The following is a 20,116-nucleotide window of genomic DNA, read 5'->3' on the forward strand; positions in this document are numbered from 1 at the left end:
GTCCCCGTCCGTGGGACCATGGAACCTACGTATCGATCCGACGTCGACCCGAGCAGAGACGCCCGGCGTCTCGAGAATCAGGACCCTGCGTGCCCGCGACCCCTATCCACGTGCCCGAGCCGAGCCGTACCGACCCGGCGCTGATCCGCAACTTCTGCATCATCGCGCACATCGACCACGGCAAGTCCACGCTTGCCGACCGGATGCTCCAGCTGACCGGTGTGGTCGAGCAGCGGCAGATGCGCGCTCAGTACCTCGACCGCATGGACATCGAGCGCGAGCGCGGCATCACGATCAAGTCCCAGGCGGTGCGTCTGCCCTGGGCCCCCACCGAGGGGCCCGGCCAGGGCAGCACTCACATCCTCAACATGATCGACACCCCCGGTCACGTCGACTTCACCTATGAGGTGTCGCGGTCCCTGGCCGCCTGCGAGGGCACCATCCTGCTCGTCGACGCCGCCCAGGGCATCGAGGCGCAGACCCTCGCCAACCTCTACCTGGCGATGGAGAACGACCTCACCATCGTCCCCGTGCTCAACAAGATCGACCTGCCGGCGGCCCAGCCGGAGAAGTTCGCCGAGGAGCTGGCGAACCTGGTCGGCTGCGACCCGGACGACGTGCTGCGCGTCTCGGCCAAGACCGGTCTCGGTGTCGAGGCGCTGCTCGACCGCGTGGTCAAGGACGTCCCGGCGCCGGTCGGTGTCGCCGACGCCCCCGCCCGCGCGATGATCTTCGACTCGGTCTACGACTCGTACCGGGGCGTCGTCACCTACGTCCGTGTCATCGACGGCCAGCTCAACAAGCGCGAGCGCATCCGGATGATGTCCACCGGCGCGACCCACGAGCTGCTGGAGATCGGGACGAACTCGCCCGAGATGCTCCCGGCGGACGGGCTCGGCGTGGGCGAGGTCGGCTACCTGATCACGGGTGTGAAGGACGTCCGGCAGTCCAAGGTCGGTGACACGATCACCACCCTGCACAAGGGCGCCACCGAGGCACTGGGCGGCTACAAGGACCCGAAGCCCATGGTGTTCTCCGGCCTCTACCCGCTGGACGGCTCCGACTACCCCGAGCTGCGTGACGCCCTCGACAAGCTCCAGCTCAACGACGCCGCGCTCGTCTACGAGCCGGAGACCTCCGCCGCGCTCGGCTTCGGCTTCCGCGTCGGCTTCCTGGGGCTGCTGCACCTCGACGTGATCCGGGAGCGACTGGAGCGCGAGTTCGGCCTCGACCTCATCGCCACCGCCCCCAACGTGGTCTACCGCGTGCTCATGGAGGACGGCACCGAGCACACCGTCACCAACCCGAGCGAGTTCCCCGAGGGCAAGATCGGCGAGGTGTACGAGCCGGTCGTGCGCGCCACGATCCTCGCGCCCAGCGAGTTCATCGGCTCCATCATGGAACTGTGCCAGACCCGCCGCGGCACCCTCCTCGGCATGGACTACCTCTCCGAGGACCGGGTCGAGATCCGCTACACCCTCCCCCTCGCCGAGATCGTCTTCGACTTCTTCGACCAGCTGAAGTCCAAGACCCGCGGGTACGCCTCGCTGGACTACGAGCCCACCGGCGAGCAGACCTCCAGCCTCGTCAAGGTCGACATCCTCCTGCACGGCGACAAGGTCGACGCCTTCTCCGCCATCACCCACAAGGACGCGGCCTACGCGTACGGCGTACGGCTGGTCGCCAAGCTGCGCGAGCTCATCCCGCGGCAGGCCTTCGAGGTGCCCATCCAGGCGGCCATCGGCTCGCGCGTGATCGCCCGCGAGACCATCCGCGCCATCCGCAAGGACGTCCTCGCCAAGTGCTACGGCGGTGACATCTCCCGGAAGCGGAAGCTGCTGGAGAAGCAGAAGGAGGGCAAGAAGCGGATGAAGATGGTCGGTTCCGTGGAGGTTCCGCAAGAGGCCTTCATCGCGGTCCTGTCCAGCGACGACTCCGGCGGCGGCAAGTCCAAGAAGTAACGGCGGCGCAGCCGCTCCTCCCTCTCGGCCGCACAGCGCCCGTTCGTTCACGGACGGGCGCTTTTGCGCGCTTGTGACGTGCCATGACGCGTGCCAGTCGTTATGAAGCGGGTATGAACGACCGGGCCGCAGCCCCTTACGTGGCGGACCACGGCGCTCTAACCTGATCCCGCCCGAGGGTTACTCGCCAGTTAAGCAATCATCCCGTCGTGCAGCCCGCCGCAAGCCGCCCGGAGGACGTCGTGAGCGACACACAGACCCCGATCGAGAACCGACCGCCCTCCGTGGCCGCCCTCTTCCTGGAACGCGTGGCGAAAACCCCCGACGCGGAGGCCTACCGCTACCCGGTCCCCGCCCCCTCGGGCCAGGGGCCCGACGAGTGGAGGTCCCTGAGCTGGGGGCAGGCCGCCGAGCGGGTGTTCGCCATCGCCGCCGGGCTCGTCGACCTCGGCGTCCAGCCCGAGGAGCGGATCGCCCTCGCCTCCGCCACCCGCGTCGAGTGGATCCTCGCCGACCTGGGCGTGATGTGCGCCGGCGCCTCGACCACCACGATCTACCCCCAGACCAACGCCGAGGAGTCCGCGTACATCCTCGCCGACTCCGCCAGCCGCGTCCTGATCGCCGAGGACGCCGCCCAGCTCGCCAAGGCCCGCGAGCGCCGGGCCGAGCTGCCGAACCTCGCGCACGTCGTGGTCGTCGACCCGGCCGGAGCCGACGCGGACGCCGGCGACCCCGAGGGCTGGGTCCTGTCCCTCGCCGAACTGGAGGAGCGCGGCCGCGCGTACCTGGAGAAGAAGCCCGAGGCCGTCAAGGACCGGGTCTCGGCCATCACGGCCGACCAGCTCGCCACCCTCATCTACACCTCCGGCACCACCGGCCGCCCCAAGGGTGTACGGCTGCCGCACGACAACTGGTCGTACATGGCCAAGGCCATCGCCTCGACCGGCCTCGTCACGTCGGAGGACGTGCAGTACCTGTGGCTGCCGCTCGCGCACGTCTTCGGCAAGGTCCTGACCTCCGGGCAGATCGAGGTCGGGCACGTCACCGCCGTCGACGGCCGCGTCGACAAGATCATCGAGAACCTGCCGGTCGTCCAGCCGACGTACATGGCCGCCGTGCCCCGCATCTTCGAGAAGGTCTACAACGGAGTCGCGGCCAAGGCACGGGCCGGCGGCGGCGCCAAGTACAAGATCTTCAAGTGGGCCGCGGAAGTCGCCCGCGAGTACGCCAGGACCAGCCAGGACAACTTCCGCCGCACCGGCAACGCGACCGTCCCCTTCGGCCTTAACGCCAAGCACAAGGTCGCCGACGCGCTGGTGTACTCCAAGCTCCGCGAGGCCTTCGGCGGCCGGCTGCGCGCCGCCGTCTCCGGCTCGGCGGCCCTCGCGCCCGACATCGGCTACTTCTTCTCCGGCGCCGGCATCCACATCCTGGAGGGCTACGGACTCACCGAGTCCAGCGCCGCCTCCTTCGTCAACCCGGGCGAGGCCTACCGCACCGGCACCGTCGGCAAGCCGCTGCCCGGCACCGAGGTACGGATCGCCGACGACGGCGAGATCCTGCTGCGCGGCCCCGGCATCATGGAGGGCTACCACGGCCTGCCCGAGAAGACCGCCGAGGTCCTGGAGCCGGACGGCTGGTTCCACACCGGCGACATCGGCGAGCTGTCCGCCGACGGCTACCTCCGCATCACCGACCGCAAGAAGGACCTGATCAAGACGTCCGGCGGCAAGTACATCGCGCCCGCCGAGGTCGAGGGCCAGTTCAAGGCGGTCTGCCCGTACCTGTCCAACGTCCTCGTCCACGGCGCCGACCGGAACTTCTGCACGGCCCTCATCGCCCTCGACGAGCCCGCCATCCTCGGCTGGGCGGAGGAGCACGGCCTGGGCGGCAAGTCGTACGCCGAGGTCGTCGCCACCCCCGAGGTCACCCAGCTCGTCCAGGGCTATGTGGACCGCCTCAACGAGGGGCTCCAGCGCTGGCAGACCATCAAGCAGTTCCGGCTCCTGCCGCGCGACCTCGACATCGAGCACGGTGAGCTGACACCCAGCCTCAAGCTCAAGCGGCCCGTGGTGGAGCGGGAGTACAAGCACCTGATCGACGAGATGTACGCGGGGAGCCGGGAGGACTGAACCCCGGCACGCCGGGAACGACGGGGCCGCGCTCGCGAAGCGCGGCCCCGTTCGCATGGCCCGTTCGCAGGACCCACGCTCATGGGCGGGTTCTCGTCGCCCGTTCTCGTCGCCCGTTCTCGTCGGCGGTCTCGTCGTCGGCCCCGTGGGCGGGATCTCATGGCGAGTTCGATGACTCGGCGCTTATGGGCGTTCTCGATCTGTCACCCTGTCGGTGTCCGACCGCGAGCCGACCCAGGAGCCGACGAGGAGCCGCACGTGGGGTCCCTTCCGACACAGCGCGCGAGCGCCGGCGAGTTGCTGCTGCCGCCCCACCAGCCGCCGCCCGGCCAGACCGTCACGCGCACCAGCCTGCCCGGCAACCCGCTCGCCCCGGCCGCCGCGCGCCGCTTCACCCGCGCCGCGCTCGCCGACTGGACCGGCCTGGGGCTGCCCGCCGCCGCCACGATCACCGACCGGGTCGCCGACGACGCCGTCCTGGTGGCCGGCGAACTCGTCACGAACGCCGTCGTCCACGCCGGCACCACCGTCGAGCTCCTCTTCCGGCTGGAGGACCCCGCGGACGGCCTGCCCGCCGCCCTCGTCCTCGAAGTCTCCGACCATCACCCGACCCGGACGGTCCGTCAGGAGCACCAGCAGGAGGACGAGGACGGCCTCGACGAGTACGGCCGCGGGCTCCGGCTCGTCGCCTCCCTCGCCGAGTGCTGGGGCATCACCTACCGCCCCGGCCTGAAGACCGTCTGGGCCCGGCTTCCCCTCGACGGCTGGGACACCTGCCCCGTCCCCGGCGCCGAGCCGGCCATCCAGCGGGGGCTGCGCGCCGCGGAGATCCTCGCCCCGGTGCCGCGCCGGGTCGTGCGCGACGACCAGGAGTGGGACGGCCGCGGAGCGCTGTCGTTCCTCGCCGAGGCGTCCGACCTGCTCGCCGGCCAGCTCGACGAGGACCTCGTCGCCGCGCTCGCCGGCCAGCTCCTCGTGCCGCGCCTGGCCGACTGGTGCGCCTTCTGGCTGGAGGACGAGGGCACGGAGGGCGGCGGACCGCGGCTCGCCCGGGTGTGGCACGCCGACGAATCGGCGCTGGAGACCCTGCGAGGGGTACTGGAGAAGGAACCGCCCCGCATGCCGGAGCCGCCCCGCCCGGGCCCGGTGCCGATCCCCTGGCCGTCCCACGGCCTCCACGCCGCGGACGGCCGGGGAAGCGCCCCCACGGCCGGCAGCGCCGGCGACGAGCCCGGCGGGCCGGGCGTGAGCACGGACACGTTCACGGACACGTTCACGGACGCCGGTACGGCGGCGTACGCCGGCGCGGACAGTGCGACGGGAACGGTTGCGGAGGCGGCGTACGCCGGCGCGCCCGGCGGTACAGTCACGGACGCACGCGCGCACGGCGGCGCGGAGGCACGCGCGCACGGCGTTACGGGGGCCGCATACGCCGGCGCGCACGGCTGCGCTCCCACGACCGCGGGCCGTGGCGCGGCCACACGCGCGGAGGACGCGGAGGACCGGACCGCCGCCGGCCCGGAGGCGGCCGGTACGGCGCTGGCGTACCGGCTGGTCGTGGGCGGCCACGGGCTCGGCACGCTGATGCTCGGGAGGCGTGGGCGGGGCCGGGTCCCCGACGCCGTCACCACCCTCGTCGAGGACTTCGCCCGCCGCGTCGCCCTCGCCATCGGCGCCGCCCGCCGCTACACCCGGCAGGTCACCATCAGCCGGATCCTCCAGCGCGGGCTCCTGCCCAGCCAGGTGGCCCAGATCCCGGGCGTCGAGAGCCGCATCGTGTACGAGCCCAGCGACGACGGGCTGGCGGGCGGCGACTTCTACGACGTGTTCCAGGCGGGCCCCGGCGCGCGGCGCTGGTGCTTCATGCTCGGCGACGTCCAGGGCAGCGGCCCCGAGGCGGCCGTCGTCACCGGCCTCGCCCGCCCCTGGCTGCGGCTGCTGGCCCGGGAGGACCACCAGGTCGGCCACGTCCTCGACCGGCTGAACCGGCTGCTCCTCGACGACGCCACCGAGGCCGCCGAGGCCGCCGCCTCGATCGTCGCCGCCGCCGGTGACCTGCCCGGCGCGCCGCCACCGGCGCAGCCGCAGTCGCGGTTCCTGTCGCTGCTGTACGGCGAGCTGGTGCCGCTCGCGGCCGAGGACGGCGGCGGCGCCCGCTGCACCCTCGCCTGCGCGGGCCACCCGCTGCCGCTCCTGCTGCGCCCGGACGGCTCGGTGACGCCCGCCGCCGTGCCCCAGGTGCTGCTGGGCGTCGTCGACGACGTCGGGTACGAGAGCCACACCTTCCACCTCGCGCCCGGCGACACCCTCCTGTGCGTCACCGACGGCGTCACCGAGCGCCGCTCCCGCACGGGGCGCATGTTCGACGACGGCGACGGGCTGGCGGAGGCCCTCTCCGGCTGCGCCGGGCTGCCCGCGCGGGAGGTCGCCGACCGCATCCGGCAGGCGGTCCACACCTTCGGCGAGGCGCCCGTACGCGACGATCTCGCGCTCCTGGTGCTCCAGGCCCGGTGACGGCCGCCGGTCGGCCCCCGGGACGGACGGGGCGCCCGGCCGGGTGACGGACAATGGGACGTATGCCTTCCGTACTGCCCGATGGTGAGCCCATGCCCGAGGACGGCGCGCTGCCCGCGTCCGCCCTGCTCGGGGCCGGTGAGCGGCCGCTCGGGTTCTATCTGCACGTGCCGTACTGCGCGACCCGCTGCGGATACTGCGACTTCAACACGTACACCGCCACCGAGCTGCGCGGCTCCGGCGGCGTCCTCGCCTCCCGCGACAACTACGCCGCGACCCTGGCCGACGAGGTGCGCCTGGCGCGGAAGGTCCTCGGCGACGACCCGCGCCCCGTGCGGACCGTCTTCGTCGGCGGCGGTACGCCCACGCTGCTCGACGCCGCGGACCTGGTGGCGATGCTGGCGGCCGTGCGGGACGAGTTCGGGCTCGCGGACGACGCGGAGATCACGACGGAGGCGAACCCGGAGTCGGTCGGCCCGGCGTACCTGGCGGAGCTGCGCGAGGGCGGCTTCAACCGGATCTCCTTCGGCATGCAGAGCGCCCGCCGGCACGTCCTGAAGGTGCTCGACCGCACGCACACGCCCGGGCGGCCCGAGGCCTGTGTGGCGGAGGCGCGCGCGGCCGGGTTCGAGCACGTCAACCTCGACCTGATCTACGGCACGCCGGGGGAGAGCGACGACGACTGGCGCGCCTCGCTCGACGCGGCGATCGGCGCGGGCCCCGACCACGTCAGCGCGTACGCCCTGATCGTCGAGGAGGGCACCCAGCTGGCGCGGCGCATCCGGCGCGGCGAGGTGCCGATGACGGACGACGACGTCCACGCCGACCGGTACCTGATCGCGGAGGACGTCCTGTCCGGGGCGGGTTTCTCCTGGTACGAGGTGTCCAACTGGGCCACGTCGGAGGCGGGACGGTGCCTGCACAACGAGCTGTACTGGCGCGGCGCCGACTGGTGGGGCGCCGGGCCGGGCGCGCACAGCCACGTGGGGGGCGTGCGGTGGTGGAACGTCAAGCACCCCGGCGCGTACGCCGCCGCGCTGGCGGAGGGCCGCTCGCCCGGCGCGGGACGTGAGCTGCTGGCGGAGGAGGACCGCCGGGTGGAGCGCGTGCTGCTGGAGCTGCGCCTGCGGGAGGGGTGCCCCCTGGGTCTTTTGAAGCCCGCGGGCCTGGCCGCCGCCGAGCGGGCGGTAAGTGACGGGCTCCTGGACCCCGGTCCTTACGCCGAGGGGCGCGCCGTCCTGACGCTGCGGGGCCGTCTGCTCGCCGACGCGGTGGTGCGGGACCTGACCGACTGACCGACTGACCGGCCGGGTCCCGCCCGAGACACCTCCTACGGTGCCGTCACGAAATCGATCAGCTCCTCCACCCGGCCCAGCAGCGCCGGCTCCAGGTCCTTGTACGAGGTGACCTTGGACAGGATGTGCTGCCAGGCGGCGCCCGTGTTGTCCGGCCAGCCGAGGGCGCGGCAGACGCCCGTCTTCCAGTCCTGGCCGCGCGGGACGGTCGGCCACGCCGGGATGCCGACCGAGGACGGCTTCACGGCCTCCCAGACGTCGATGTACGGGTGCCCCACGACCAGGGTGTGGGCGTCCGTGACCGAGGCCGCGATGCGGGACTCCTTGGAGCCGGGCACCAGGTGGTCGACCAGGACCCCCAGGCGGGCGTCGGGGCCCGGGCCGAAGTCGCGGACGACGGCCGGCAGGTCGTCGACGCCCTCCAGGTACTCGACGACCACGCCCTCGACGCGCAGGTCGTCGCCCCAGACCCGCTCGACCAGTTCCGCGTCGTGCCGGCCCTCCACGTAGATGCGCCCCGCCCGGGCCACACGCGCGCGTGCGCCCGGAACGGCGACCGAACCCGATGCGGTCCGCGAGGGGCGGGCCGGCCCCGACGCGGGGCGCACCAGCGTCACCGTCCGCCCCTCCAGCAGGAAACCGCGCGGGGCCAGCGGGAACACCCGGTGCTTGCCGAACCGGTCCTCCAGGGTCACCGTGCCGGCCTCGCAGCCGGTCACCGCCCCGCAGAACCCGGTGGTCACCTCCTCGACGACCAGGTCCGGCTCGGCGGGGACCTCCGGGACGGGCGCGGACTTCTTCCACGGGGGTGTCAGATCGGGGTGGTAGCTGCGCATTCGCCAGACGCTACGACACGCCGAACCGCCGGGCCAGCTCATCGCGTTGGGCGCGTACGAAGGCGGCGTCCACGACGGCGCCGTGCCCCGGCACGTACCGGGCGTCCTCGCCGCCGAGCTCCAGCAGCCGGTCGAGCGCGGCCGGCCAGCGCGAGGGGATGGCGTCACCGCCCGCCTGCGGGTCGCCCGACTCCTCCACCAGGTCGCCGCACAGGACGACCTCCCGGGAGCCCGGCACGAGCACCGCCAGGTCGTGGCCGCTGTGTCCCGGGCCCACGTTGGCCAGCAGCACCTGCCGCCCGCCCAGCTCCAGGGTCCACTCGCCGCACACCAGGTGGTGCGGGGCCACCAGGACGTCCGTCGCCTCCACGGCGTCCGCCTCGTCGACGCCGTGGCGCACCGCGTCCGTGCGCAGCGAGTCCCGCCCCGCGCCGGTGAGGACCGTATCGACGCCGACCGCGCCGTACACCTCCGTCCCCGCGAACGCCGCCGTGCCCAGAACATGATCGAAGTGGGGGTGACTGAGTGCGATATGCGTCACTCTCCGCCCGCCCATCAGGGCCTGCGCTTGGGCCCGGATCTCGGCCCCCTCACGGAGCGTGGCGCCCGTGTCGTACAGCAGCGCGCCCTTGTCGCCCACCACCAGGGCCGTGGTCGCGTCCCACACCGGCAGCCTGCGGCGGCCCACGCCGTCGGCCACGCGCTCCCAGCCGTAGTCTTCCCACCTGACGTCCATACCGCGACGCTATCGGCAACCACCAGCGCCGTCTCGCGGTAGCGTGGCCCGCCGCCCTTGCCCCGGGCGTACCCCGGCGCCGTACACTGACCGGGGACGTCTGGCACTCGGGTATCGCGAGTGCCAGCCAGGCAGAAGGAACCGAAGCCAGCTGGAGGTGCGCGCGATGCTGAGCGAACGCAGACTCGAGGTACTGCGCGCCATCGTCCAGGACTACGTCGGCACCGAGGAGCCCGTGGGTTCCAAGGCGCTCACGGAGCGCCACAACCTCGGCGTCTCACCCGCCACCGTGCGCAACGACATGGCGGTGCTGGAGGACGAGGGCTTCATCGCCCAGCCCCACACCAGCGCGGGCCGCATCCCCACCGACAAGGGCTACCGCCTCTTCGTCGACCGGCTCGCCGGCGTCAAGCCGCTGTCGTCGCCGGAGCGGCGCGCCATCCAGAACTTCCTGGACGGCGCCGTCGACCTCGACGACGTCGTGGGCCGCACGGTGCGGCTGCTGGCGCAGCTCACCCGGCAGGTCGCGGTCGTGCAGTACCCGTCCCTGACGCGCTCCACCGTGCGTCACGTGGAACTGCTGTCGCTCGCCCCCGCCCGGCTGATGCTCGTCCTGATCACCGACACGGGGCGGGTGGAGCAGCGCATGGTCGACTGCCCCGCGCCCTTCGGCGAGACGTCCGTGGCCGACCTGCGGGCGCGGCTCAACAGCCGCGTCGTGGGCCGGCGCTTCACGGACGTGCCGCAGCTGGTGCAGGACCTCCCCGAGTCCTTCGAGGCGGAGGACCGGGGGACGGTCTCCACGGTGCTGGCCACCCTGCTGGAGACCCTGGTGGAGGAGACCGAGGAACGGCTGATGATCGGCGGCACCGCCAATCTCACCCGCTTCGGGCACGACTTCCCGCTGACCATCCGGCCGGTGCTGGAGGCGCTGGAGGAGCAGGTCGTGCTCCTCAAGCTGCTCGGCGAGAGCAGTGACTCGGCCATGACCGTACGTATCGGGCACGAGAACGCCCACGAGGGCCTCAACTCCACGTCCGTCGTCGCGGTCGGCTACGGTTCGGGCGACGAGGCAGTCGCCAAACTCGGCGTGGTCGGACCGACCCGCATGGACTACCCCGGAACGATGGGAGCGGTACGCGCAGTGGCACGTTACGTCGGACAGATCCTGGCGGAGTCGTAAGTGGCCACCGACTACTACGCCGTACTCGGCGTGCGCCGCGACGCCTCCCAGGACGAGATCAAGAAGGCGTTCCGGAGGCTCGCCCGCGAGCTGCACCCGGACGTCAACCCCGATCCGAAGACCCAGGAGCGGTTCAAGGAGATCAACGCCGCCTACGAGGTGCTGTCGGACCCGCAGAAGAAGCAGGTCTACGACCTCGGCGGAGACCCGCTGTCCGCCGCGGGCGGTGCGGGCGCGGGCGGCTTCGGCGCGGGTGGCTTCGGAAACTTCTCCGACATCATGGACGCCTTCTTCGGCACGGCGTCCCAGCGCGGGCCGAGGTCGCGCACGCGGCGCGGCCAGGACGCGATGATCCGCCTGGAGATCGACCTCAACGAGGCGGCCTTCGGCACCACCAAGGACATCCAGGTCGACACGGCCGTCGTCTGCACCACCTGTTCCGGCGAGGGCGCCGCGCCTGGTACGTCGGCGCAGACCTGCGACATGTGCCGCGGTCGCGGCGAGGTCTCCCAGGTCACCCGGTCGTTCCTGGGCCAGGTCATGACCTCCCGTCCGTGCCCGCAGTGCCAGGGCTTCGGCACCGTGGTCCCCACCCCGTGCCCTGAGTGCGCGGGCGACGGCCGGGTCCGCTCCCGCCGGACGCTCACGGTCAAGATCCCGGCCGGTGTCGACAACGGCACCCGCATCCAGCTCGCCGGCGAGGGTGAGGTCGGCCCCGGCGGCGGCCCGGCGGGCGACCTGTACGTGGAGATCCACGAGCTGCCGCACCCGGTGTTCCAGCGGCGCGGTGACGACCTGCACTGCACGGTGACCATCCCGATGACGGCGGCCGCGCTGGGCACGAAGTGCCCGCTGGAGACGCTGGACGGGCTGGAGGAGGTCGACGTCCGCCCCGGCACGCAGTCGGGCCAGTCGATCCCGCTGCACGGCCGTGGCGTCACGCACCTGCGGGGCGGCGGGCGCGGCGACCTCATCGTGCACGTCGAGGTCCAGACGCCGTCGAAGCTGGACCCGGAGCAGGAGCGGCTGCTGCGCGAGCTGGCCAAGCTGCGCGGCGAGGAGCGGCCCACGGGTCAGTTCCAGCCGGGGCAGCAGGGGCTGTTCTCCCGCCTGAAGGACGCCTTCAACGGGCGGTGAGCCCTCGCCGGTTCGGTACGGGTGCGGGGGCGTGACACCATGCGTTCATGTCCTCCGCACTGACCGGTCTCTGCCGGTACCCGATCGTGCAGGCCCCCATGGCGGGTGGCGCCTCCCGACCGGAGCTCGCCGCGGCCGTGTCCGAGGCCGGCGGTCTCGGGTTCCTGGCCGCCGGGTACAAGACCGCCGACGGCATGTACCAGGAGATCAAGCAGGTACGCGGGCTGACCTCGCGGCCCTTCGGCGTCAACCTCTTCATGCCGCAGCCCGGGCACGCCGACCCGGCCGCCGTCGACGTGTACCGGCACCAGCTCGCCGGTGAGGCCACCTGGTACGACACGCCGCTCGGTGACCCCGACGCGGGGCGCGACGACGGGTACGAGGCCAAGCTGGCCATCCTGCTGGACGACCCGGTGCCGATGGTGTCGTTCACGTTCGGCTGCCCGGCCGCCGAGACGGTGGCCGCGTTCCGGCGGGCCGGGACGGTCACCGTCGTCACGGTGACCTCGCCCGACGAGGCGCTGGCCGCGCAGGCGGCGGGCGCGGACGCGGTGTGCGTGCAGGGCGTCGAGGCCGGCGGGCACCAGGGCACCCACCGCGACGACCCGGAGAGCGGCGGCACCGGCACGGGGCTGCTCACGCTGATCGCGCTGGTCAAGGAGACCGTGCCGCTGCCGGTCGTCGCCGCCGGCGGCCTGATGCGCGGCAGCCAGATCGCCGCCGCCCTCGCGGCGGGCGCCGAGGCCGCCCAGCTCGGCACGGCGTTTCTGGTATGCCCCGAGTCCGGCGCGAACGCCCTCCACAAGCAGGCCATGACCAACCCGCTGTTCGTCCGCACCGAGCTGACGCGGGCGTTCTCGGGCCGCCCCGCGCGGGGCCTGGTCAACCGCTTCATGCACGAGCACGGCCCCTACGCCCCGGCCGCGTACCCCGAGGTGCACCACCTGACGAGCGGGCTGCGCAAGGCCGCCGCCAAGGCGGGCGACCCGCAGGGCATGGCGCTGTGGGCCGGACAGGGCCACCGGATGGCGCGCGAACTGCCCGCCGGACGCCTGGTGCAGGTCCTGGGCGCCGAACTGGACGCCGCGGTCGCCGCCCTCGCGCTGCGGGGCGGGGCGTCATGACCGCGCCCGTCTTCCTGGTCGACCGCGTCACCGGCGGCACCGTCACGCTCGACGGGCCCGAGGGGCGCCACGCGGTGTCGGTACGGCGGCTGCGGGTCGGCGAGGACATCGTCCTGACCGACGGCGCGGGAAACGGCGCCTACGGCACGGTCGCGGCCGTCGAGGGCAAGGACCGCCTCACCGTGACGGTGACCGAGGTACGTGATGAACCGGCGCCCAGCCCCCGCATCACCGTCGTCCAGGCCCTGCCCAAGGGCGACCGGGGCGAGCTGGCGGTGGAGACGATGACCGAGACGGGCGTCGACGCGATCGTGCCGTGGGCGGCGTCCCGTTGCATCACGCAGTGGAAGGGCGACCGGGGCCTGAAGGCGCTCGCCAAGTGGCGGGCCACCGCGCGGGAGGCGGGCAAGCAGTCCCGACGGCTCCGCTTCCCGGACGTCGCCGACGCGGCCACCACCAAGCAGGTCGCCCGCCTGCTGGCGGCGGCCGACTTCGCGGCGGTCCTCCACGAGGAGGGCGCCGAGCCGCTGGCCACCGCCGAACTGCCCTCCACCGGCGACATCGTGCTGGTCGTGGGCCCCGAAGGCGGCGTGTCGCCCGACGAGTCGGCGGCCTTCGCCGAAGCGGGCGCCAAGCCCTACCGCCTCGGCCGCACCGTCCTGCGCACCTCCACCGCCGGCACGGCCGCCACCGCCCTGCTACTGGGCCGCACGGGCCGCTGGTCCTGACGGCCGGACGGGCGCGTGCCCGGGTCGTCCACGGCCGTGGGGCGTGAGCTGCACCGGCCGTGGGCGCATCCCGGTTGTTCTCGGCGGCGGTCGGCGCCGCGCACGGCAGCCGGCGGGCGCGGACCCCGGGGCGTGGGCCGCACCGGCCGCTGGTCCTGACGCCCTGGAGGGCGCGTGCCCCCGCCCCCGCCCCGTCCCGGGGCCCGCACGACCGGTTGTCGGACCCGCTCCGTAAGGTGGCCGCATGTCCGACGAGTCTCCTCTCCTGCGCAGTCTGCGTGCCGCCGTCACCGCCGCGCCCGACGACGTTCCCCTGCGCCTGCACCTCGCCGAACTCCTGCTCCAGGCGGGGCGGAACGACGAAGCGGTGACCGAAGCGGCCGTCGCCCTCCAGCACGCGCCCGGTGACGCGCAGGCCCGTGCGCTGATGGGCCGCGCCATGGGCATGCCGCCCATGCCCACCGCCGCGCCCAGCACCGCGCCGGCCCCGGAGGCCGCCCCGACCGGCGAGCGCTTCGACTGGGCCGCGGCCGAGCAGGAGGTCGGTGACATCGTGCCGCCCCGGTTCGTCGAGGGCACCGAGGCGCCCCTCACCGTCGACGGCCACGGCGACGACCCGGGCGGCGCCGGCGCCTGGGAGGTCGACGCCCCGGGTGCCGTGCGGCTCGCGGACGTCGGCGGCATGCAGGAGGTCAAGGACCGCCTGGAGGCCGCCTTCCTCGCACCCATGCGCAACCCCGAGCTGCGCAAGCTGTACGGCAAGAGCCTGCGCGGCGGCCTGCTGCTCTACGGGCCGCCCGGCTGCGGCAAGACGTTCATCGCGCGTGCCGTCGCCGGCGAGCTCGGGGCGAGCTTCCTGTCGATCTCGCTCAGCGACATCCTCGACATGTACATCGGGGCCTCCGAGAAGAACGTCCACGACATCTTCGAGACCGCCCGCCGCCAGGCGCCCTGCGTCGTATTCCTCGACGAGCTGGACGCGCTGGGCGCCAAGCGCAGCCGCAGCCACCACAGCGGACTGCGCAACGTCGTCAACCAGCTCCTCACCGAGCTGGACGGCATCGCCGCCGACAGCAACGACGGGGTGTTCGTCCTCGCCGCCACCAACGTGCCCTGGGACGTGGACATCGCGCTGCGCCGCCCCGGCCGGCTCGACCGCACCCTGCTGGTGCTGCCGCCGGACGCCACCGCGCGCGACGCGATCCTCCGCTACCACCTGCGCGACCGCCCCATCGAGGCGGTCGACCTGGGCAAGCTGGTGAAGGCCACCGAGGACTTCTCCGGCGCCGACCTCGCGCACGTATGCGAGAGCGCGGCGGAGGCGGCGCTGCTCGACTCCGCCCGCACCGGCACCGTACGCATGATCGGCATGAGGGACCTGATGGGCGCCGCCAAGCAGATACGGCCGTCCACCGACCCCTGGTTCGCCGCCGCCCGCAACGTGGCGACGTTCGCCAACGACGGCGGCATGTACGACGACCTCCTCGCGTACCTGAAGAGGAAGCGCAAACTGTGACCACCCCGCAGCCCCCGTCGATGTCACTCGACCGGGCCGAGGCGCTGTACGACCTGGAGCGGTACGAACAGGCCGCGGCCCTCACGGCGCGGCACCTGGCCCAGCACCCGGACGACGCCCGGGCGTTCTCCCTGCTGGCCCGCTGCCGGAGCCGGCTCGGCGACCGGGCCGAGGCGCTGCGCCTGGCCGACGAGGCGCTGCGCGCCGACCCCGAGCTGCCCTCGGCGTGGCTCCTGCGGGCTGACCTCCTGGCGCAGGAGCCGGCGCGCGGGCCGGCGTGGGCGGCGGCGGAGGACTCCGCCCGGCGCGGCATCGCACTCGTGCCGCACCACTGGGCGGGCTACCACGTGCTCGGCACGATCCTCGCCCGCTCCGGGGACCCGGCACGGCGCGCCGAGGCGTACGCGCTGGCGCTGCGCGCCGTCGAGCTGGGCCCCGAGGAGGACGCCACCCACTTCCTCCTCGGCCTGGTCGCCTACCAGCTGAAGGACTACCGGACCGCCGAGAGGGCGTACGAGAACGCGCTGAGGCTCAACCCGGAGAGCAGCGAGGCCCACAACAACCTGTCCCTGCTGCACCTGCGCCGCCGCTGGTACCGGCGCGGCGCGTGGACCAGGGCCGCCGAGGGGTTCGTCGACTCGGCCGCCCTCGACCTGGACGACCGCGAGGCGCGCTTCAACCTGGAGACCATGGCGTGGGGGACCGCCGCCGGGGCCCGCTGGGTCGCCCTGGCCGGGTTCATGGCCGCCACCGTGGGGTCGGCCCAACTGCGCAGCGGTGGCTCCGGGACGGGCCCGGTGGTGGCGCAGCTCGTCGGCGCGGCCGTGTTCGTGGCGCTGTGGGGCGGCTGGGCGCTGTGGATGGCCAGACGGGTGCCCCCGCGGCTGCGGCGGCCCCTGCTGCTGATCTCCCGCACCTGCTCGCCGGTGCTGTGGATGGCCGGCGCCGTGGGGCTGCTGGGCCTGCTCTCGCTGGTCACCCTGGCGCTGCCCACGCTCGACGCGGGCGTGGTGGGCGGCTTCGGCGCGCCGCTGTTCTGGGGCGTGGTCATCACGTACTGGGTCAGCCGGTCGGCGCTCAGGAGACGGACGCCCGGCCGCCGATAGAGTTCCTGCACGAGCACGCCCCGACAGAAGGGACCAGGTCATGGCCGGAGAGCCGCAGAGCGACTGCCTGTTCTGCAAGATCGTGGCGAGGGAGGTGCCGGCCACCATCGTCCGTGAGTCGGAGACCACCCTCGCCTTCCGCGACATCAACCCGCAGGCGCCCACCCACGTCCTGGTCATCCCCAAGGCGCACTACCAGGACGCCGCGGCCCTCGCCGCCGGCGCCCCGGACGTCGCGGTCGACGTGCTGCGCGAGGCCGGGCAGGTCGCGGCCGACGAGAAGGCCGAAGCCGGGTACCGCATCGTCTTCAACACCGGTGCCGGCGCCGGGCAGACCGTCTGGCACGCGCACGCCCACGTGCTCGGCGGCCGCGGCCTGAACTGGCCCCCCGGATAGTCGCGGACGGACGGTCAGGAACGCCATGTCCGTACGAGAGCTCGTCGTCCTGGGCACCGCCAGCCAGGTGCCGACCCGCCACCGCAACCACAACGGCTACCTGCTGCGCTGGGACGGCGAGGGCATCCTCTTCGACCCGGGCGAGGGCACCCAGCGCCAGATGCTCCGCGCCGGGGTCGCCGCGCACGACATCGACCGCATCTGCGTCACCCACTTCCACGGCGACCACTCCCTGGGCCTCGCCGGGGTGATCCAGCGCATCAACCTCGACCAGGTCCCGCACCCGGTCACCGCGCACTACCCGGCGAGCGGGCAGCGCTTCTTCGACCGGCTGCGGTACGCGACCGCCTACCGCGAGACGGTGAAGCTCGCCGAGGCGCCGGTCGCCGCCGACGGCGTGCTGGCCACGACCCGCGCGTACACCCTGGAGGCCCGCCTCCTGTCGCACCCCGTCGAGTCGTTCGGCTACCGGCTGACCGAGCCCGACGGGCGCCGCATGCTGCCCGAGCGGCTCGCCGCGCACGGCATCCAGGGCCCCGACGTGGGCCGCATCCAGCGCGAGGGCGCGGTGGGCGGGGTCGGCCTGGAGGACGTCAGCGAGGTGCGGCGCGGGCAGCGGTTCGCGTTCGTGATGGACACCCGGCTGTGCGAGGGTGTCCACGCGCTCGCCGCGGGCTGCGACATGCTCGTCATCGAGTCGACGTTCCTCGACGAGGACGCCGTCCTGGCCGAGGATCACGGGCACCTGACGGCCGGCCAGGCCGCCGCGGTCGCCCGCGAGGCGGGCGTACGCCACCTCGTCCTCACCCACTTCTCGCAGCGCTACGCCGACCCCGGCCTCTTCGAACAGCAGGCACGGGCGGCCGGTTTCGACGGCGAGCTGACCATCGCCCAGGACCTCGTCCGCGTCCCGCTCCCCAAACGCAGGTAAGGCCACGCATCATGCACCTCCCCGAAGCACTCCCCAAAGCGGAACTGCACCTCCACATCGAAGGCACCCTCGAACCGGAACTGGCCTTCGCGCTCGCCGCACGCAACGGGGTCGAGCTGCCGTACGCCGGCACCGAGGAGCTGCGCGAGGCGTACCTCTTCAGCGACCTGCAGTCCTTCCTCGACCTGTACTACGAGCTGATGGCGGTCCTGCGCACCGCCGACGACTTCACCGAGCTGGCCGACGCCTATCTGGAGCGGGCCGCGCGCCAGGGCGTCCGGCACGCCGAGATCTTCTTCGACCCGCAGGCGCACACCGCGCGGGGCGTGCCCATCGGCACGGTCGTCGAGGGCCTGGCGAGGGCGCTGGAGCGGGCCGAGGAGCGGCACGGCGTCTCCACCCGGCTGATCATGTGCTTCCTGCGGGACCGGTCCGCCGAGTCGGCCATGGAGACGCTGCGGGCGGCGGAGCCGTACCTGCGTCACATCGCGGGCGTGGGCCTGGACTCGGCCGAGGTGGGCAACCCGCCGTCCAGGTTCGCTGAGGTGTACGAGGCGGCCGGGGCGCTCGGCCTGCGGAAGGTCGCGCACGCAGGCGAGGAGGGCCCGCCCGCGTACATCCGCGAGGCCCTGGACGTCCTCGGCGTGGAGCGGATCGACCACGGGCTGCGGGCCATGGAGGACCCCGAACTGGTGGAGCGGCTGGTGCGGGACCGGGTGCCGCTCACTTTGTGCCCGCTGTCGAACGTCCGGCTGCGCGCCGTCGACGTGCTGGAGGACCACCCGCTGCCGGCGATGATGGCGGCGGGGCTGCTGGTGACGGTGAACTCCGACGACCCGGCCTACTTCGGCGGGTACGTCGGCGACACCTTCCACGCCGTCCACGAGGCGCTGGGCATCGGCCCGGAGCGGTTGCGCGAGCTGGCCCGCAACTCGTTCCTGGCGTCGTTCCTGGACGACGACGAGGACCGCAGGGCGCGCTACCTCGCCGAGGTCGAGGCGTACGAGTTCGACTAGGACGACCCGGGGCGGGGTCAGCCCTGCGGACCGGACGGGCCCGCCTGGCGGTAGGCGCGGCGCCGGACCAGGAGCGGCACCACGGACCGGACGGGGAACTCGGTGACCGGCTGCTCCGGCGCGCCGATCTGCGGGGCGGCCAGACCGGTCGCCGCGCCGGTGGTGCCGGCCACGACCGCCGCCGGGGCACCGCCGCGGCGGCGCACCGCGCCGGGGACGAGGGGGCGGCCCGAGGTGTGCAGGGCGACCGCGGTGAGCGGGGCGGCGAGCAGCAGCAGCAGGGCGGCCAGCACCAGGCCCATGCCCGGGTAGCCCGCCCGCTCGGACAGGACGCTGCCGACGACCGGCCCGCAGGCCACGCCCAGCGAGGAGGCCGAACCGGCGAGGACCGCCCAGCGGCCGCGCGGGTCCAGGGAGGCGGCCAGGCCGATCAGGTACGACAGGACCACCGGGTAGCAGGCGTTCCACAGGATCTCGCCGGCCGCGAAGGACACGAGGCCGTCGGCGGCGGAGGTCAGGGCGATGCATCCGGCGATCACCACGGTGCCCAGGCCGATCGGCACCGCCCGCCCGAGCCGGGCGCCCAGCAGCCCGGCGGCGGTGACGCCCAGGAGCCCGGCGCCGAGGGCCGCCGCGAACACGGCGCCGACGGTCACCTCGCCGAGACCCGCCTGAGTGAGCCCGATACGGCCGCTGACGCCCCACAGGGCGTTCTGCGCCATCGACCAGCACACCATGGCGCCCGCCAGCACCAGGCCCGCGCGCGGCCGGGGCAGCGGAGCCCCCGCCTCGCGGGTGACGCCCGTGTCGTGGCCCGCCTCCAGGCGCCCCGTCGCGGGCCACACGGCCGCCGCGACCAGCGCGAGCGCCGCGAACGGCAGCGTGTGCCCGCCGCCCAGGTGCGGCAGCGTCAGGTAGAGGGCGCCGGCCGTGGCCGACACCGTCAGCAGGCCCAGGGTGGAGGCGCGGTGGGGATCGCGCTGCGCCGCGATGCCGGCCGCGGCGACCGCCGTCGCCGTACCGGAGCCGAAGCCGCCGGCCACCGCGCCCGCCACCACCAGCGGTACGGACGGGGCGAGAGCGGCGCAGCCGTAGCCGGTGAGGGCCACCAGGAGGCCCGCGCGGGCCAGGCGGCGCGGCCCGTACCGCTCGACGCGCGAGGCGAGCGTGAAGCCCGCGGCGGCGGAACCGAGGAGCAGTCCGGAGCCGACCAGACCCGCCTGGGCGGGCGTCAGACCGAGACCGGAGGAGAGACGGCCGACGACGGTCGGCAGGAGGTACGCGGCGAGGTAGCCGGCCGTGAACACGGCGACGAGCGGCCACAGGGCGCGCGGGCGCGAGGGCATGGGCGTTCCCGAACAGGGAGGAGGGGGAGGGGTGGAGCGCCCGGTGTCGTACGGGAACGTGCACGGGAACGCGGGGCAATTTGTATCAAGCGGGCTGGGCGCACGAGAAGCCCGACCGATGTGATCCGGGTCACATTGCGTTTGCATGGCCCACCAGC

At 73.6% G+C, this 20,116-nt stretch carries 16 protein-coding genes; 13 read left to right on the forward strand and 3 right to left on the reverse strand.

The window, feature by feature from the left end; all coding sequences use genetic code 11:
* Positions 1-89 precede the first annotated feature (89 nt).
* The 4 genes from lepA to hemW all read left to right on the forward strand — a co-directional run bounded on the left by lepA (position 90) and on the right by hemW (position 7,902).
* Entirely contained in the window at positions 90-1,961 is a 1,872-nt protein-coding gene (gene lepA, locus EIZ62_RS22265; protein ID WP_156694455.1) for a translation elongation factor 4, read from the forward strand.
* Between the two features lie 242 nt (positions 1,962-2,203).
* Positions 2,204-4,093, forward strand: a complete 1,890-nt coding sequence (locus EIZ62_RS22270; protein ID WP_156694456.1) for an AMP-dependent synthetase/ligase — start codon at positions 2,204-2,206, stop codon at positions 4,091-4,093.
* Positions 4,094-4,351: 258 nt separating this feature from the next.
* The gene (locus EIZ62_RS22275; RefSeq protein ID WP_425281837.1) at positions 4,352-6,607 is read left to right on the forward strand and encodes a SpoIIE family protein phosphatase; all 2,256 of its coding nucleotides are present in this window, start codon (positions 4,352-4,354) and stop codon (positions 6,605-6,607) included.
* Positions 6,608-6,669: 62 nt separating this feature from the next.
* Complete coding sequence (gene hemW / locus EIZ62_RS22280) at positions 6,670-7,902, forward strand: radical SAM family heme chaperone HemW (protein ID WP_156694458.1); 1,233 nt, start codon at positions 6,670-6,672, stop codon at positions 7,900-7,902.
* A gap of 35 nt (positions 7,903-7,937) precedes the next feature.
* Here hemW and EIZ62_RS22285 read toward each other — a convergent pair whose 3' ends face one another.
* The gene (locus EIZ62_RS22285) at positions 7,938-8,738 is read right to left on the reverse strand and encodes a DUF3097 domain-containing protein (RefSeq protein ID WP_156694459.1); all 801 of its coding nucleotides are present in this window, start codon (positions 8,736-8,738) and stop codon (positions 7,938-7,940) included.
* Positions 8,739-8,748: 10 nt separating this feature from the next.
* Positions 8,749-9,474 (reverse strand): MBL fold metallo-hydrolase, encoded by a 726-nt coding sequence (locus EIZ62_RS22290; protein ID WP_156694460.1) that lies wholly within the window; start codon positions 9,472-9,474, stop codon positions 8,749-8,751.
* Positions 9,475-9,640: 166 nt separating this feature from the next.
* On the opposite strand from EIZ62_RS22290, the gene hrcA reads away from it, so the two are divergent.
* The 9 genes from hrcA (at position 9,641) to EIZ62_RS22335 (ending at position 18,612) form a co-directional block, all read left to right on the forward strand.
* On the forward strand, positions 9,641-10,657 hold the full coding sequence (gene hrcA, locus EIZ62_RS22295; protein WP_156694461.1) for a heat-inducible transcriptional repressor HrcA: 1,017 nt from the start codon (positions 9,641-9,643) through the stop codon (positions 10,655-10,657).
* Positions 10,658-11,794, forward strand: coding sequence for a molecular chaperone DnaJ (gene dnaJ / locus EIZ62_RS22300; RefSeq protein ID WP_156694462.1), 1,137 nt, complete (start codon positions 10,658-10,660; stop codon positions 11,792-11,794).
* A gap of 47 nt (positions 11,795-11,841) precedes the next feature.
* A complete protein-coding gene (locus EIZ62_RS22305; protein ID WP_156694463.1) occupies positions 11,842-12,918 on the forward strand; it encodes a nitronate monooxygenase in 1,077 nt (358 codons plus the stop codon).
* Positions 12,915-13,646: a 16S rRNA (uracil(1498)-N(3))-methyltransferase gene (locus EIZ62_RS22310; RefSeq protein ID WP_156694464.1), complete on the forward strand. Its 732-nt coding sequence runs from the start codon at positions 12,915-12,917 to the stop codon at positions 13,644-13,646. Before EIZ62_RS22305 ends, EIZ62_RS22310 begins: the two co-directional genes overlap by 4 nt.
* 244 nt (positions 13,647-13,890) lie before the next feature.
* A complete protein-coding gene (locus tag EIZ62_RS22315) occupies positions 13,891-15,162 on the forward strand; it encodes an ATP-binding protein (protein WP_156694465.1) in 1,272 nt (423 codons plus the stop codon).
* Positions 15,159-16,268, forward strand: a complete 1,110-nt coding sequence (locus EIZ62_RS22320; RefSeq protein ID WP_244375900.1) for a tetratricopeptide repeat protein — start codon at positions 15,159-15,161, stop codon at positions 16,266-16,268. Before EIZ62_RS22315 ends, EIZ62_RS22320 begins: the two co-directional genes overlap by 4 nt.
* Before the next feature lie 40 nt (positions 16,269-16,308).
* Entirely contained in the window at positions 16,309-16,665 is a 357-nt protein-coding gene (locus EIZ62_RS22325) for a histidine triad nucleotide-binding protein (protein ID WP_156694466.1), read from the forward strand.
* A 25-nt stretch (positions 16,666-16,690) separates the two neighbouring features.
* A complete protein-coding gene (locus EIZ62_RS22330) occupies positions 16,691-17,596 on the forward strand; it encodes a ribonuclease Z (RefSeq protein ID WP_156694467.1) in 906 nt (301 codons plus the stop codon).
* 11 nt (positions 17,597-17,607) lie between these two features.
* The gene (locus tag EIZ62_RS22335) at positions 17,608-18,612 is read left to right on the forward strand and encodes an adenosine deaminase (protein ID WP_156694468.1); all 1,005 of its coding nucleotides are present in this window, start codon (positions 17,608-17,610) and stop codon (positions 18,610-18,612) included.
* Positions 18,613-18,629: 17 nt separating this feature from the next.
* On the opposite strand, the gene EIZ62_RS22340 is transcribed toward EIZ62_RS22335, so the two are convergent.
* Positions 18,630-19,958, reverse strand: a complete 1,329-nt coding sequence (locus EIZ62_RS22340; RefSeq protein WP_156694469.1) for an MFS transporter — start codon at positions 19,956-19,958, stop codon at positions 18,630-18,632.
* Positions 19,959-20,116 lie beyond the last annotated feature (158 nt).

Source organism: Streptomyces ficellus, from assembly GCF_009739905.1.
In the GTDB taxonomy this organism is placed as follows: Bacteria; Actinomycetota; Actinomycetes; order Streptomycetales; family Streptomycetaceae; genus Streptomyces; species Streptomyces ficellus_A.